Source organism: Actinacidiphila sp. bgisy167 (assembly GCF_965342175.1).
Classification (GTDB): Bacteria; Actinomycetota; Actinomycetes; order Streptomycetales; family Streptomycetaceae; genus Actinacidiphila.
The window spans coordinates 34,236-48,255 of record NZ_CBDRBL010000006.1 but is presented as its reverse complement, the minus strand read 5'-3'; the positions used below and the strand labels follow the sequence as shown (position 1 = coordinate 48,255).

Annotated in this window: 15 protein-coding genes; 4 read left to right on the top strand and 11 right to left on the bottom strand. The window is 71.6% G+C overall.

The genetic code is table 11. The features are described 5' to 3' along the window. Window positions 1-16 precede the first annotated feature (16 nt). From ACRWND_RS03820 to ACRWND_RS03810, 3 genes are read right to left on the bottom strand one after another with little or no spacing between them, the layout of a single operon-like run. Window positions 17-847: a MetQ/NlpA family ABC transporter substrate-binding protein gene (locus tag ACRWND_RS03820; protein WP_431945836.1), complete on the bottom strand. Its 831-nt coding sequence runs from the start codon at window positions 845-847 to the stop codon at window positions 17-19. 36 nt (window positions 848-883) lie between these two features. Beyond that, a complete protein-coding gene (locus tag ACRWND_RS03815; protein WP_431945834.1) occupies window positions 884-1,603 on the bottom strand; it encodes a methionine ABC transporter permease in 720 nt (239 codons plus the stop codon). Next, entirely contained in the window at window positions 1,600-2,637 is a 1,038-nt protein-coding gene (locus ACRWND_RS03810; RefSeq protein WP_431945832.1) for a methionine ABC transporter ATP-binding protein, read from the bottom strand. The genes ACRWND_RS03815 and ACRWND_RS03810 overlap by 4 nt, the downstream gene beginning before the upstream one ends. 453 nt (window positions 2,638-3,090) lie before the next feature. Between ACRWND_RS03810 and ACRWND_RS03805 the strand changes: the two genes are divergently transcribed. Further along, window positions 3,091-3,459 (top strand): hypothetical protein, encoded by a 369-nt coding sequence (locus ACRWND_RS03805; RefSeq protein ID WP_431945830.1) that lies wholly within the window; start codon window positions 3,091-3,093, stop codon window positions 3,457-3,459. Beyond that, window positions 3,452-3,928: a hypothetical protein gene (locus tag ACRWND_RS03800; RefSeq protein ID WP_431945828.1), complete on the top strand. Its 477-nt coding sequence runs from the start codon at window positions 3,452-3,454 to the stop codon at window positions 3,926-3,928. The genes ACRWND_RS03805 and ACRWND_RS03800 overlap by 8 nt, the downstream gene beginning before the upstream one ends. 7 nt (window positions 3,929-3,935) lie before the next feature. Here the strand turns inward: ACRWND_RS03800 and ACRWND_RS03795 are convergent, their stop codons facing one another. From ACRWND_RS03795 to ACRWND_RS03785, 3 genes are all read right to left on the bottom strand, one after another. Then, window positions 3,936-4,445, bottom strand: a complete 510-nt coding sequence (locus tag ACRWND_RS03795) for a GNAT family N-acetyltransferase (protein ID WP_431945826.1) — start codon at window positions 4,443-4,445, stop codon at window positions 3,936-3,938. Between the two features lie 124 nt (window positions 4,446-4,569). Then, the gene (locus ACRWND_RS03790) at window positions 4,570-5,109 is read right to left on the bottom strand and encodes a sigma-70 family RNA polymerase sigma factor (RefSeq protein WP_431945824.1); all 540 of its coding nucleotides are present in this window, start codon (window positions 5,107-5,109) and stop codon (window positions 4,570-4,572) included. 133 nt (window positions 5,110-5,242) lie between these two features. Next, window positions 5,243-6,424: a glycerophosphodiester phosphodiesterase gene (locus tag ACRWND_RS03785; RefSeq protein WP_431945822.1), complete on the bottom strand. Its 1,182-nt coding sequence runs from the start codon at window positions 6,422-6,424 to the stop codon at window positions 5,243-5,245. A gap of 301 nt (window positions 6,425-6,725) precedes the next feature. Between ACRWND_RS03785 and ACRWND_RS03780 the strand changes: the two genes are divergently transcribed. After that, window positions 6,726-7,382: a lysophospholipid acyltransferase family protein gene (locus ACRWND_RS03780; protein WP_431946034.1), complete on the top strand. Its 657-nt coding sequence runs from the start codon at window positions 6,726-6,728 to the stop codon at window positions 7,380-7,382. A 57-nt stretch (window positions 7,383-7,439) separates the two neighbouring features. On the opposite strand, the gene ACRWND_RS03775 is transcribed toward ACRWND_RS03780, so the two are convergent. After that, entirely contained in the window at window positions 7,440-8,090 is a 651-nt protein-coding gene (locus ACRWND_RS03775) for a hypothetical protein (protein WP_431945820.1), read from the bottom strand. Window positions 8,091-8,279: 189 nt separating this feature from the next. Between ACRWND_RS03775 and ACRWND_RS03770 the strand changes: the two genes are divergently transcribed. Then, complete coding sequence (locus ACRWND_RS03770; protein ID WP_431945818.1) at window positions 8,280-8,999, top strand: hypothetical protein; 720 nt, start codon at window positions 8,280-8,282, stop codon at window positions 8,997-8,999. 65 nt (window positions 9,000-9,064) lie between these two features. Here the strand turns inward: ACRWND_RS03770 and ACRWND_RS03765 are convergent, their stop codons facing one another. The 4 genes from ACRWND_RS03765 to ACRWND_RS03750 all read right to left on the bottom strand — a co-directional run bounded on the left by ACRWND_RS03765 (window position 9,065) and on the right by ACRWND_RS03750 (window position 13,906). Next, window positions 9,065-10,513 carry an MFS transporter gene (locus ACRWND_RS03765; RefSeq protein ID WP_431945816.1) on the bottom strand — a complete coding sequence of 483 codons (1,449 nt, stop codon included), beginning with the start codon at window positions 10,511-10,513 and terminating at the stop codon, window positions 9,065-9,067. Further along, window positions 10,510-11,067 carry a TetR/AcrR family transcriptional regulator gene (locus tag ACRWND_RS03760; protein ID WP_431945814.1) on the bottom strand — a complete coding sequence of 186 codons (558 nt, stop codon included), beginning with the start codon at window positions 11,065-11,067 and terminating at the stop codon, window positions 10,510-10,512. The genes ACRWND_RS03765 and ACRWND_RS03760 overlap by 4 nt, the downstream gene beginning before the upstream one ends. Window positions 11,068-11,197: 130 nt before the next feature. After that, complete coding sequence (gene argH, locus ACRWND_RS03755; protein ID WP_431945812.1) at window positions 11,198-12,625, bottom strand: argininosuccinate lyase; 1,428 nt, start codon at window positions 12,623-12,625, stop codon at window positions 11,198-11,200. Window positions 12,626-12,712: 87 nt separating this feature from the next. After that, window positions 12,713-13,906, bottom strand: coding sequence for an argininosuccinate synthase (locus tag ACRWND_RS03750; RefSeq protein WP_431945810.1), 1,194 nt, complete (start codon window positions 13,904-13,906; stop codon window positions 12,713-12,715). Window positions 13,907-14,020 lie beyond the last annotated feature (114 nt).

Here is a 14,020-nt window from a genome sequence, read left to right as displayed (position 1 = left end):
CCCGCCGCGGGGTGGGTCAGAAGGAGGGGATGACGGAGCCTGCGTATGTGTCCTCGATGAACTTCTTCACCTCGGGCGAGGTGAGCAGCTTCTTGAGCTTCAGCACCCGCGGGTCCTTGTCGTGGCCCTCCTTGACGGCGAGGAAGTTGCCGTAGGGGTTGTTCTCGGCGGACTCCAGCACCAGGGCGTCCTGGGCGGGCTTGAGGCCCGCGGAGATCGCGTAGTTGCCGTTGATGACGGCGGCGTCGACATCCTGCAGGGCGCGCGGCAGCTGGGCGGCCTCCAGCTCCTTGATCTTCAGGTTCTTGGGGTTGCCGGTGATGTCGGCGGGGGTGGCCTCGTTGCCGACGCCCTCCTTGAGGGTGATCAGGCCGCCCGACGCAAGCAGTTTCAGGCCGCGGGCCTCGTTCACCGCGTCATTGGCGACGGCTATCGTGGCGCCGCTCTTGATCCCTTCGACGGACTTCAGCTTGTCGGAGTACAGGCCCAGCGGCTCCAGGTGCACGGTGACGACGGGCACGATGTGGGTGCCCTTCTTCTTGTTGAAGTCGTCCAGGTAGGGCTGGTTCTGGAAGTAGTTCGCGTCGACGGAGCCGTCCTCGGTCGCGGTGTTCGGCGTCACGTAGTCGCTGAACTCCTTGACCTCGAGCTTGAGCCCGGCCTTCGCCGCCAGGTGCTCCTTGACGTAGTCCAGGATCTCCGCGTGCGGGACAGGGCTCGCGGCGACGACGAGCGGGTCGCTCGCGCTGTCCTTCGTGTCGCCCGAGTCCGCGCCGCAGGCGGCGAGGCCGAGGGTGAGGCCGGCGGCGGCGAGGACAGCGGTCGTGATCTTTGCAGGGGTACGCACGAAAAGTGCCTTTCTTCAGGGGTGTTGCTTGCGGTGTCAGGAGGCTTCGGGGGTCGCGGCCGGGCGCAGCAGGCGCATCCGGGGCGCGGTGGAGGTGCGGCCACGGTGCGAGGCGGCGCGGGCGGCGAGGTCGCCGGTGAGCTGGACGAGCGTCACGATGACGACCAGCACGCCGATCGTGACGAGCATCAGCGAGGTCTCGAACCGCTGGTAGCCGTAGCGGATGGCGAGGTCACCGAGGCCGCCGCCGCCGATGGTGCCGGCCATGGCGGAGTAGCCGATGAGCGCGATCACGGTGGTGGTGAGGCCGGCGATCAGGGAGGGCAGCGCCTCGGGCAGCAGGGCCTTGCGGACGACGGTCCAGGTGCTGCCGCCCATGGCCTGGACGGCCTCCACGAGTCCGCCGTCCACCTCACGGACGGCAGTCTCCGCCAGGCGCGCGAGGAACGGGATGGCGCCCATGGAGAGCGGGACGACCATGGCCTCGGCGCCGATGGTGGTGCCGATCACCCAGCGGGTGAAGGGCAGCACGGAGATCATCAGGATGAGGAAGGGCAGCGAGCGGCCGAGGTTCACGACCACCCCGACGGCTTTGTTGACCGCGGCGTTGCGCAGCAGTCCGCCGCGGTCGGTCAGCACGAGCAGGACGCCGAGCGGCAGTCCCCCGGCCACCGCGATCAGGGTGGACCAGCCGACCATGATCAGGGTCTCCCCACACGCCTGCGACAGCAGCGGCTGCATCTGCGACCAGCTCACTTCGCGCCCTCCTTCACCAGCGCGTCACCGGCGACCGGGGCGATGTCGACCTGCAGGCCCTTCTCGCGGAGGAAGCCGATCGGCACGACGTTGTCCTCGAAGGCGCCGGGCAGCTCGATCCGCATCCGGCCGACCTGGCGGCCGGCGACGGTCTCCAGGGCGGCGCCGAGCACGGAGATGTCGATGTTGTAGGTGCGGGAGAGCTGGGAGATGACGGGCTCGGTGGCGGCCTCGCCGTGGAAGGTGAGGTCGACCACGGTGCGGCCCTCGCCGGACGGTTCCCCGCCGACCGGGAAGAGTTCGTGGGCCAGTTCGGAGCCGGGTGTGGCGAGCAGATCGGTGACCTTGCCAGATTCCACGATGCGGCCTGCCTTCATCAGCGCGGCGGAGTCGCAGATGGCCTTGACCACGTCCATCTCGTGCGTGATGAGCAGGATGGTCAGGCCGAGCTGCCGGTTGAGGTCGCGCAGCAGCTGCAGGATCGAGCGGGTGGTCTCGGGGTCGAGCGCCGAGGTGGCCTCGTCGGAGAGCAGCACCTTGGGGTCGCCGGCCAGGGCGCGGGCGATGCCCACGCGCTGCTTCTGGCCGCCGGACAGCTGCGCCGGGTAGGCGCGGGCCTTGTCGGCCAGGCCCACCAGGTCGAGCAGTTCGAGGGCCTTGTGGCGGCGCTCCCGGCCGGAGACCCCGAGGATCTCCAGGGGCAGTTCGACGTTGTCCCGGACGGTGCGCGAGGACAGCAGGTTGAAGTGCTGGAAGACCATGCCGATGCCGGTGCGGGCGGTCCGCAGGGCGGACCCCGCACGGTCGGAGCGGCCGGCGAGCGCGGTCAGGTCGCGACCGCCCACCTCGACGGTGCCCGAGGTGGGTCGTTCCAGCAGGTTGACGCAGCGGATGAGCGTGCTCTTGCCCGCGCCGCTGCGCCCGACGACGCCGTACACCTCGCCCTCGCGGACGTGCAGGTCGACGCCGTCGAGGGCCACCGTCTCCCGGTCACGGGAACGGTAGACCTTGGTCAGGCCCGTTGTGGTGATCACTGGTTTTCCGTCACTGTCGAGTGCGCGGCGGACAAAGGCCGCACACGGGGTGTATGGACCGCGACATGGCATGGCTGCGCCCCGCGTGGGCGTGGAGGGGGTTCAGCAGGGGGTGCCGGGCCGCCGGGCGCGGTGCGCCGGAAGGCAGGGGCGGAGAGTCTGCTGGGGTTCCCTGTGCGGGGGAGGTGTGCGGTCCGTGTCGCAGGAGGGGCGGGTCTCGCTTCGGGGCGCGAGACTCAGATGGCGTGGGCCCTCAGCGTGCACACATTCGACACATGCGACGAACACCGGGCGTCATAGCCTCGGTCGCGCGGCAGCGGCGGTTCGTCGTGGTCATGGGCACCAGTAAAGCAGACGCCCCTGAGGCGTACCAAAATCCGGACTACTTGTCCGCTATATGGACAGCCCAGGGGGCGGGAACCGGGCCGTTCCCGGCCGTAATAGAGTCGCGCCATGCTCGACGCCCTCACGATCGCGGTCTCGGCCACGGCGCTGCTCCTGGCCGCCTGGTGCGGCCTGGCGGCCTTCCGCGACCAGCCGACCAAGGACTGGCACTTCATCGGCATGGCTCTGGTGGCGGTGCTGGCGCTGGTCCAGCTGGTGATCGGTGTGGTCAAGCTCGCAGGCGGCGAGAAGCCGCTGGACGGCACGACGATCTTTGTGGCGTATCTGCTCGGCGCGGCCTGCACCGTCCCCGCGGCGGGCTTCATGTCGTTGACCGAGCGCACCCGCTGGGGCTCGGCGATCGTGGCCGCGGGCGGGGTGGTCCTGGCCGTGCTGGAAGTGCGGCTCTACGACATCTGGGGAGGCGTCAGTGCCTGAGACCACGAAGGACGCCGCCGCGGGTGCCGCGGGCAAGGACTCCGCCGTTCCGGACGCCGCAGGCCGCGGCATCGGCCGTGGACCGGGCCGGCTGCTCCTGTCGCTGTACGGCGTCTTCACCGTCGCCGCGCTCTCCCGCGCGATCGTGCAGATCAGCATGCAGTACCACGAGGCGCCGCTGGCCTATCTGCTCTCCCTGCTCGCGGGCATCGTCTACGCGGTGATCACGGTGGCCCTGTGGCGGGGCGGTGAGGGCGCGCGCAAGGTGGCGCTGGTCAGCTGCACCCTCGAGCTGGTCGGCGTGCTGACGGTGGGCACGCTGACCCTGCTGGACCCGGACGCGTTCCCGGACCAGACCGTGTGGTCGGACTACGGCATGGGCTATCTGTTCCTGCCCGTCGTCGTGCCGGTGACCGGCCTGCTGTGGCTGCGCCGCCAGGCGCGGCCCCAGCAGGACCCGGTCTCCTGACGCTACCTCAGGCGCTCGCGGCGTAGGTCTCGGGCCGGACGGCCGGCTTCTCCATGTGCACCAGGCTCAGCCGGCCGGTGACCGGTTCGACGTTGCCGATCTGCGCGTAGCCGAGTTTGCGGTACAGCCGCAGGTTGAACTCGCTGCGGTGCCCGGTGAAGAGCCGGTACCGCTTGGCCTCGCTCTCCGCTGCCAGCCGCTCCTCGATGGCCCGCAGCAGCCGGCCGCCGAGTCCGTGCCGCTGCATGCGCGGGTGGACGATCAGCTTGGCGATCCGCGCGGTGCCGTCCTCGTCCACGCAGCCGCGGACCGAACCCACCACCTCCTCGCCCAGCCGGGCCACCAGCACGATCCCGCCCTCGAGTTCGGCGCGCAGCGCCTCGAGGGTCTGGGTCAGCGGTTCTATGCCGTAGTCCCCGTACAAAGCGGCTTCGTCCTGGTAGCAGAGGTACTGCAGTTTGAGGATCTTCTCGGCGTCGTCGCCGGTAGCCGCAGAGATGGTCACGCTCATGCCCATGTGCGCTGGCCTCTCCTTCATGTTCGCCCGGGCCGCGGGGGGTGAGGGTGCGGCGCGGAACGTTGCCCTGAATAGTCCCCGGAAGGCGGCGCGGCCGTGCACAAGCGTCCGTACGCCGACTGTTCTACGGTGCATTACCCCGTCGTACGGGCGATGCAACCCCGGTTGCGAGGATCGTACGCAGGCAGCTGAGGCAGCGGGAGCGCATCGGGCCGAGGCTGCCCTGTGAGATTCCCAACTCCCGTGAGATCTCCCGGTAGGTGGGGTCGGACCGGGAGATCAGGGCGGACACCAGTTGCGGGCAGCGCCCGGGCAGCCGGCGCGCTGCCGCCAGCAGGGCGCGCCGCTGCTCGGCGGCGAGCACCTGCGCCTCGGTGCTCGGCACGACCTCGGTGGGAAGGTGGGGGCCGGGACCGTACGGGGTCTCCCGCCGGGCCCGGCGCACAGCGAGGCGCACCTCGGCCCGCACCGCCCGGCGCAGCCAGCGGGCGGGGTCGGCGGGCGGCTCGCCGAGCTCCAGCAGGCGCAGCCACACGGACTGCTCGAGGTCGGCCGCCTCGACGCAGGCGGGGACGGACTCGGCCGCGGCCTCGGCGGCCAGCAGCGGTCGGATCGCGGTAAGTCGCGCGGGCAGGTGTGCGGTCGGTTCCGCGGTCGGTCGCACGGTCGCTTCCGCGGTCGGCTCTTCATGGGGTTCGCACGGGGTCATGCCCGCCGGGACACCCCTGCCGCGCCGGACGGTTGCCCTCTGGCGGGGGAACCACCCGTGCGCGGGAGGGATCACCTGGCGTTGACGATCACTTCCGGCCGAGGAACTCCGCGCGGGCCAGCAGCGCGGTGTCGCAGTTGTCCGAGAAGATGCCGTCGACGCCCTGCTCGAAGTAGACCCTGAAGGCGCCGAAGGCGTCGCCGTAGGCGTTGGGGTCCGTGCCGACCCGGAAGTCGGCGGGCAGGAAGCTGTTCTCGTTGCGCATCGTGAAGGGGTGCAGTATCAGCCCGGCCTTGTGGGCGTCGCGCACGAGGCTGGTGGGCTCGCCGAGCCTGCCGTCCGCGTCACGCGGAATGATCAGGTTCAGGGTGGGGCCGATGCCCTGCGCGAAACCGGCGATCCACCTCAGGCCGGCCGGGGTGACCAGGTCGGCGACGGTGCGCGGGTCCCCGGCGACGGCGAGGTCGTACGGGCGGGTTCCGGCCGCGTCCAGCAGGAAGACCTTGGGGTTGCGAAGGCCGAGCGCGCCGAGCCGCTGGAGGCTGCCGGGCTCGAAGGACTGGAGGAACAGCGGGGAGTCGCGCTTGTCGCGACCGAAACGGCGCAGCAGTACGGCAAGCCGCTCCTCCAGGCCGAGGCCGATGCCGCGGAAGTAGGTGGGGTGCTTGGTCTCGACGTGCAGCCACACCGCCTTGCCACGCCGGCGGCCCTGCTCGTCCGCCCAGCGCAGCACCTCCTCGAAGGTGGGCACCTCCCAGTGGCCGTTGTAGACGGTGTTGTGCTGGCGTTGTGCTGGCAGGCGCTCCACCGCGCGCAGGGTCTTGAGCTCGGCGAGGGTGAAGTCCTCGGTGAACCAGCCGGTGGTGGCGACCCCGTCGATGGTCTTGGTAGTCCTGCGGGAGGCGAACTCGGGGTGGTCGGCGACGTCCGTGGTACCGCCGATCTCCGGCTCGTGCCGGCAGACGAGGTGCCCGTCCCTGGTGGGGACGACGTCCTGCTCGATGACGTCGGCGCCCAGGTCCAGGGCGAGCTGGTAGGAGCCCAGGGTGTGCTCGGGGCGGTAGCCGCTCGCGCCGCGGTGGCCGACGACGGTCGGGACGGGCAGGGGGTGGACGGGGACGTGTCCGGAGCCGGGGCCGTGCTCGCCGGCCGCGGCGGGGCCCGCGCCGCCGAGCACGGTGACGCCCGCCCCGAGCGCCGCCGCTCCGATCAGTGCCCGGCGCCCGGGTCCCCTGCCCCGCTCGTGGTCGCTGTGCTGCTCGTGCGTCATGCGCGCTCCCTCACGTCGGCCGAACATTCGTCCGGTACCTGTCAAGCGACGGGCGCATCGTAGGCGCGCCCGCGCCACCGTGGGGCGGCGAACGGCGGAACACGACGGAAACGCACGTCAACAATGCGTTCCGGTCGTGTGAACCCGGTGTGCGTGTCGCGACGTGGCGGAAGTATCGTCGTCACCGGGAAGGCGCACACTGGTGGAGCCACCTTCCGCGGGAGTCCGGCCGGACTCCCGCCGACCGCGACCGGAGGACCCGTTGTTCCGCATCATCCTCAAGGCACTGCTCGGAGTACTGATGCGCGTACTGTTCCGCCCCCGGGTCGAGGGCGCGGAGCACATCCCGGGCGACGGCCCCGTGATCCTCGCCGGCAACCACGTCACCTTCATCGACTCGATGTTCCTGTCGCTGGTCGTGAAGCGTCAGGTCTTCTTCATCGGCAAGGACGAGTACGTCACCACCCCCGGGATCAAGGGCCGGCTGATGGCGGCCTTCTTCACCTCCGTCGGCATGATCCCCGTGGACCGCGACGGGGGCCACGGCGGCGTGGCGGCGCTCATGACGGGCCGTCGTGTCCTGGACGAAGGCCAGGTCTTCGGCATCTACCCCGAGGGGACCCGCTCCCCCGACGGCCGCCTCTACCGCGGCCGCACAGGCGTGTCACGGCTGGCCCTGATGACCGGTGCCCCGGTCGTCCCGTTCGCGATGGTCGGCACCGACCGCATCCAGCCCGGCGGCGCCGGAGTCCCCCGGGTGCACCGCTTCACCGTCCGCTTCGGCAAGCCGCTGGAGTTCTCCCGCTACGAGGGGATGGACCGCGACCGCTACGTGCTGCGCGCCGTCACCGACGAGGTGATGAGCCATGTGATGCGGCTGTCCGGCCAGGAGTACGTGGACATCTACGCCACCAAGGCGAAGGCGTCCAAGTCCGCGGAGCACGCGACGGCGGCCTGAGGCGCCGCCCGTTACGCACCCCGCCCCGCCCGCACCCCGCCCGCGCCGCGCACGCCTTCACCGCCTCGGCGTCCGGCCCACCGGTCCGTTCCCCGCGGGTGTCCGCGCCGCGGCCGGCACGACCTCGCCGCGTGGGCCGCGGGAGATCTGGCCGATGCTCGCGGTCAGGTCGGCCTCCATCCCGCCGGGCAGCTTGAGCCGGGTCAGCACCGGCAGCAGGAACCCGACGGCGACGAGCCCGGCCAGTACCGGCGTCAACGTCGTGAGCATCACTGCGGTGACATGGTGCTTCCACAGGAAGTCCACCCACGCCGCGGCGAGGACGGCGGTCGCCACCAGCACCAGGACCGCACTGCTCAGCCGGCTCCCCCGGGCGGCCCGGACGTCCTCCTCCAGCAGCCGCAGCGCCCGCTCCGCCTCCTGGTGCGCCGGGTCGAGGCGGCGGCACCGGGTCAGGAAGCCGCGGGCCCGGCGCCGATGGAGCAGCTTCAGCCGGACGTCGACGGTCTGCGTGCCCAGACGCTGCTCCACGACACCGGCCACGAAGTGCGGTTCCGGCTCCCGCTCGGCCAGCCGGATCGCGGTCCGGGAGGTGTCGCAGGGGTCGAGCTCCCCGGCACGTGTCACGGCGGCGAGCGCCTCGTCGTACCGGCCACCCACGTCGGTGTCGGTGTCGGTGTCCTGACCGTACTGCGCGTCCGTGCTCATCGGCGCTCCTTCCCCCATGGCCGGTGACGGCAGCATACGGACCGCACAGCCCGGCAGTGCGGCCGCAGTTGGCGCCGGGGGCCGCCCCGCGCGAACGCGCCTGCGCCCCGGGCGGCGTTCGGCGTGCAACCCCTCGGCCCCCGTGCAGCGTCTTCACCGTCGACGGATCCGCCGGGGGCGGGGGGACGCGTGCAGTACATAGAGGTCACGGAGCTGGCGGGAGTACGGTCGGCGCTCCTACGCTTCCGCTGCCGCGGGACGGCGCTCACCTTCGAGCTGTACCCGATGATCCATCTGGCGGAACCGTCGTTCTACGCGGAGGTGACGGCCCGTCTGCGGGCCTCGTGCGACCTGGTGATAGTTGAGGGCGTCGAGGGCAGTACGGCGGCTCGCGCCCTCACCCGCTCGTACCACAGCCTCGCCGGCCACGAGCGCCTCGGACTGGTCGTCCAGGACATCGACTTCGCCACGCTGGGCGTACCGGTGGTGTGCCCGGACATGACCGGGGCGGAGTTCGACGAGCGGTGGCGGCGCGTGCCGCTCAGGGAACGGGCGACGCTGGCCGTGCTGGTCCCCGCCTACGTCGCGGGCATGCGGCTGCTCGGCACGCGGCGCTTCCTCGCCCGGCACCTGCAGTTGGAGGATCTGCCTGGTGACGACGAGGAGGACGCGGAGTTCTGGGCGGGCACCGACGACCTCGTGCTGCACCGACGCGACCGGCTGCTGATCGATGCCGTGACCCGTCTGCATCACGCCCGCGCCGGCCGTCACGAGCCGTTCACGGCCGGGGTCCTCTACGGCGCCGCGCACATGCGGGCGGTGACCACGGCGCTGATGGACCTGGGCTACCGGCCGGCCGGCGCGCAGTGGCTGACGGTCTTCACCCTCGACGAGCCCGGCGCCGCATGAGACGCCGGGAACCGGGACGCCGCACGCCGGGACACCGCGAACCCCCGGCGCGATCCGACGGCCCGTCAGCGAGCCGCCGACGAGACCCCGTTCCCGGCGAGCCGCTGGTCGCGCAGCAGATGCCAGGCGGCGGTGGCGGCCAGCAGGAGGACGGCGCCCCCGGCCCCGGACGCGGCGCGCAGACCGTCGGTGAAGGCGGCGGGGGCGGCTGAGGCGGGCCCGCCGGCGATGCCGGTGACGACGGAGCCGAGGAGTGCGATGCCGAGGGCGGCGCCGAGTTCGTACGCGGTCTCCGAGACGCCGGAGGCGGCACCGGCCTGCTGCGGCGGGACGCTGGAGAGGATGACGTCGGCCGTGACGGTGAACGACAGCCCGACCCCGGCGCCGACGACCAGCAGGGCGGCGCCGAGGAAGAGGTATCCCGTGCCGGGGCTCAGGGCCAGCAGCGCGAGCAGGGCGATTCCGGTGGCGCCGAGGCCGCCCGCGACGGCTGCTCGGACCGACCAGCGGCGCGCGGCGGCGCCCGCGGCGAGGCCGGTGGCGGCGCCGCCGAAGGTCGCAGGGAGTTCGCACAGGCCCGCCTGGAGCGGGGAGCGGCCCTGGACGAGCTGGAGGAACTGGGAGAGGAAGAAGACGCTTCCGGCGAGCCCGAGCACGGTGAGCAGGTCCGCCAGCACCGCGCCGGAGAAGCCCCTGTGCCGGAAGAGCCGCAGGTCCAGCAGCGGTTTGGGCAGCACGAGCTGCCTGCGGACGAAGGCGTACAGGCAGGCGGCGCCGAGCAGGCCGACGGCCGCGGCGCCGGGGCCGGGACCGTGGACGGCGAGCTGCTTGACGGCGTAGACGACGCCGATCATTCCGATCAGCGAGAGCAGCACGCTGGGCGGGTCCCACGGACCGGGCGCAGGGTCGCGGGACTCGGGCAGCAGCCGGGCGCCGACGGCGAGCAGCGCGGCCATCACGGGCACGTTGACGAGGAAGACGGAGCCCCACCAGAAGTGCTCGAGGAGGATGCCGCCGGCGATCGGGCCGAGGGCCGCGCCCGCCGTCGAGACGGCGCCCCAGACGCCGATGGCGAAGCTCCGTTCGCGCGGGTCGGGGAAGAGGGTGCGGATGAGGGCGAGCGTGGACGGCATGAGGGTGGCGCCCGCTACGCCCATGAGGGCGCGCGCGGTGATGAGCATGCCCGGGCTCGTGGCATACGCGGCGAGCACGGAGAGCGCGCCGAAGGCGGCGGTGCCCGTCAGCAGCAGCCGCTTGCGGCCGACGCGGTCGCCGAGGCCGCCCATCGAGACGAGCAGTCCGGCGATGACGAAGGAGTAGACGTCGCCGATCCACAGCAGCTGGGTGGAGGTGGGCCGCAGGTCGGCGCTGAGGAAGGGCACGGCGAGCCCGAGCACGGTGGCGTCGACGGCGATGAGCAGCAGGGCGAGCGTGAGGATGCCCAGGGCCGGCCAGCGGGCGGGGTGACCGCGGTCGGCGTGCGGCCGGGCGGCCACGGGCGCGGCGGTGCTCATGCGGCGCTCCGAGGTTCGCGCAGCATGCCGCCGAGCAGCAGCTCGGTGACCATGCGGGCGGGGTCGAGGCGGGCCATGCGACCGTCCTGGACGGACCAGGCGGAGGCGGCGATGAGCGCGTAGAGCGCCTCGACGAGCCAGGCGGGCGTCAGGTCGTAGCGGAAGGCGCCGGCTTCCTGGCCGCGCCGGAAGAGGGCGGCGACCCGGGCGTCGACGCGCGCCCAGCCGTCGTTGATCTCGGCGATGTCGTAGAGCTGGTTCTCGCCGTAGAGGAAGGCGAGGAAGCCGGAGACCGGAACCGCCTCGGCGATGAGCCGGCGGACGGCCTCGACGGGGTCGCCCTCCTCGATGCGCGCGGCGTCCAGGCACTGCTCGGTCTGCTCGATGCCGAGCAGACCGAGGGCCCGGACGAGGGTGTCCCGGCCGGGGTAGTACCGGTGGAGGGTGGCCCGGCTGACGCCGGCGGCCTTGGCGATCTCGTCCATGGAGGCGGTGGCGCGCCGCGACAGCAGGTCGGCGGCGTCCCGCAGGATCTGCTCACGATCGAACCTCATGAGACAACGGTATATCGAATGAGACGCCGACGTCTCAGACGAGACCAGATGACACCCGGTCGAGTGAACGAGCCCGGTCGGGTGAACAGACCCGGCCGGGCCTTGTGCGGGCGCGACAGCCTTGTGCGGATCAGCCCTTGGCCTGGGCCCACGCCAGCTGCACGGCGAGGTCCCGCTTCACCTCGGCCAGCTGGACGATTACCGCAGACGGCGCGGTGCCGCCGCGGCCGTCGCGAGAGGCGAGCGCGCCCGGGACGTCCAGCACCGCGCGCACCTCGGGGGTGAGGTGGGGGGAGATCTTCGCGAACTGCTCGTCGGTGAGCTGGTCCAGTTCGATCCCCTCGGCCTCGCAGACCTTGACGCACTCCCCCGCGACCTCGTGGGCCACGCGGAAGGGCACTCCCTGCTTCACCAGCCACTCGGCGATGTCGGTGGCGAGCGAGAAGCCGGCCGGGGCGAGCTCCTGCATACGCTCCCGGTTCACGGTGAGCGTGGCCATCATGCCCGTGAAGGCGGGCAGGAGGACCTCGAGGGTGTCGCAGGAGTCGAAGACCGGCTCCTTGTCCTCCTGCAGGTCGCGGTTGTACGCCAGCGGCAGCGCCTTCAGCGTGGCGAGCAGCCCCGTCAGGTTGCCGATGAGCCGTCCGGACTTGCCCCGGGCGAGTTCGGCGATGTCCGGGTTCTTCTTCTGCGGCATGATCGACGATCCGGTGGAGAAGGCGTCGTGGAGGGTGACGAAGGAGAACTCCTTCGTGGCCCAGATGATGACCTCCTCCGCGATCCGCGAGAGGTCGATGCCGATCATGGCGGTGATGAAGGCGAACTCGGCGACGAAGTCGCGCGAGGCGGTGCCGTCGATGGAGTTGGCCACCGAGCCGTGCTCAAAACCGAGGTCCTTGGCGACGGCCTCCGGGTCGAGCCCGAGCGAGGACCCGGCCAGCGCGCCGGAGCCGTACGGCGAGACGGCGGTGCGCGCGTCCCACTGCCGCAGCCGCTCGGCGTCCCGCGACAACGCCTGGACGTGGGCGAGTACATGGTGGGCGAAGAGCACCGGCTGGGCGTGCTGCAGGTGGGTGCGGCCCGGCATGGCGACGTCGATGTGCGTCTCGGCGAGCCGGACCAGGGCGTGCTGCAGCTCGGCGATCAGGCCGCCGATGGTCCGGGCGTGGTCGCGCAGGTACATCCGGAAGAGCGTGGCGACCTGGTCGTTGCGCGACCGCCCGGCGCGCAGCTTGCCGCCGAGATCGGGGCCGAGCCGCTCCAGGAGGCCGCGCTCCAGGGCGGTGTGGACGTCCTCGTCGGCGATGGTGCCGGTGAAGGAGCCGTCGGCGACGTCGGACTCCAGCTGGTCGAGGCCCGCGAGCATACGGGTCAGCTCGACGTCGCTCAGCAGGCCCGCCTTGTGCAGCACCCGCGCGTGGGCGCGGGAGCCCGCGATGTCGTACGGCGCGAGCCGCCAGTCGAAGTGGACGGACGCGGAGAGTTTGGCCAGCGCCTCCGCGGGACCGTCGGCAAAACGGCCGCCCCAGAGCCGGACGTCGCCGCTGTTGGTGCTCACTGCTCTGCTCGCTTCCCTCGGGGGTGGATGTGCGGCCGCCTCCCCGCCGGCGGCGGGGAGGCGGGCTGCCGTGGTCGAGGCTACTGACTAGGCCAGGTCGCGCTTGGCCGCGATCTTCGACGACATGCCGAAGATCTCGATGAATCCCTTCGAGAGGGACTGGTCGAACGTGTCGCCGGTGTCGTAGGTCGCCAGGTTGAAGTCGTACAGCGACTCGCTGGACTTGCGGCCGGTGACGACGGCACGGCCGCCGTGCAGGGTCATCCGGATGTCGCCGGTGACGTGCTGGTTGGCCTCCTCGATGAAGCCGTCCAGGGCCCGCTTGAGCGGGGAGAACCACAGGCCGTCGTAGACCAGCTCGCCCCAGCGCTGCTCGACCTGCCGCTTGTAGCGGGCGAGTTCGCGCTCGACGGTGACGTTCTCCAGCTCCTGGTGGGCAGTGATCAGGGCGATCGCGCCCGGGGCCTCGTACACCTCGCGGGACTTGATGCCGACCAGGCGGTCCTCGACCATGTCGATCCGGCCGACGCCCTGGGCGCCGGCGCGCTCGTTGAGCTGCTGGATGGCCTGCAGCACGGTGACCGGCTTGCCGTCGAGGGCGACGGGGACGCCCTGCTTGAAGGTGATGACCACCTCGTCGGCCTCGCGGGGCGCGGCCGGGTTCTGGGTGTACTCGTAGACGTCCTCGATCGGGGCGTTCCAGATGTCCTCGAGGAAGCCGGTCTCGACGGCGCGGCCGAAGACGTTCTGGTCGATCGAGTAGGGGGACTTCTTGGTGGTGGCGATGGGGAGGTTCTTCTCCTCGCAGAACGCGATCGCCTTGTCCCGGGTCATCGCGTAGTCGCGGACCGGCGCGATGCAGGTCAGCTCGGGGGCGAGGGAGGAGATGCCGGCCTCGAAGCGGACCTGGTCGTTGCCCTTGCCGGTGCAGCCGTGGGCGACGGTCGAGGCGCCGTGCTTCTTGGCGGCGGCCACCAGGTGCTTGACGATGGTCGGCCGGGAGAGCGCGGAGACCAGCGGGTAGCGGTCCATGTAGAGGGCGTTGGCCTTGATCGCCGGCAGGCAGTACTCGTCGGCGAACTCCTCCTTGGCGTCGGCGACCTCGGCCTCCACCGCGCCGCAGGCGAGCGCCCGCTTGCGGATGACGTCCAGGTCCTCGCCGCCCTGGCCGACGTCCACGGCCACCGCGATGACCTCGGCGCCGGTCTCCTCGGCGATCCAGCCGATGGCGACGGAGGTGTCCAGTCCGCCCGAGTAGGCGAGTACGACGCGCTCGGTCACGGGTCTCTCCTTTGGTGCGCGAGGTCGGATGCGTATGGCGGCGGTGAGGATGCATACGCTGATGGGTATAAGTATGCACTCCACTGCATGCTTCGTCAATCCAAGCCCGTCATC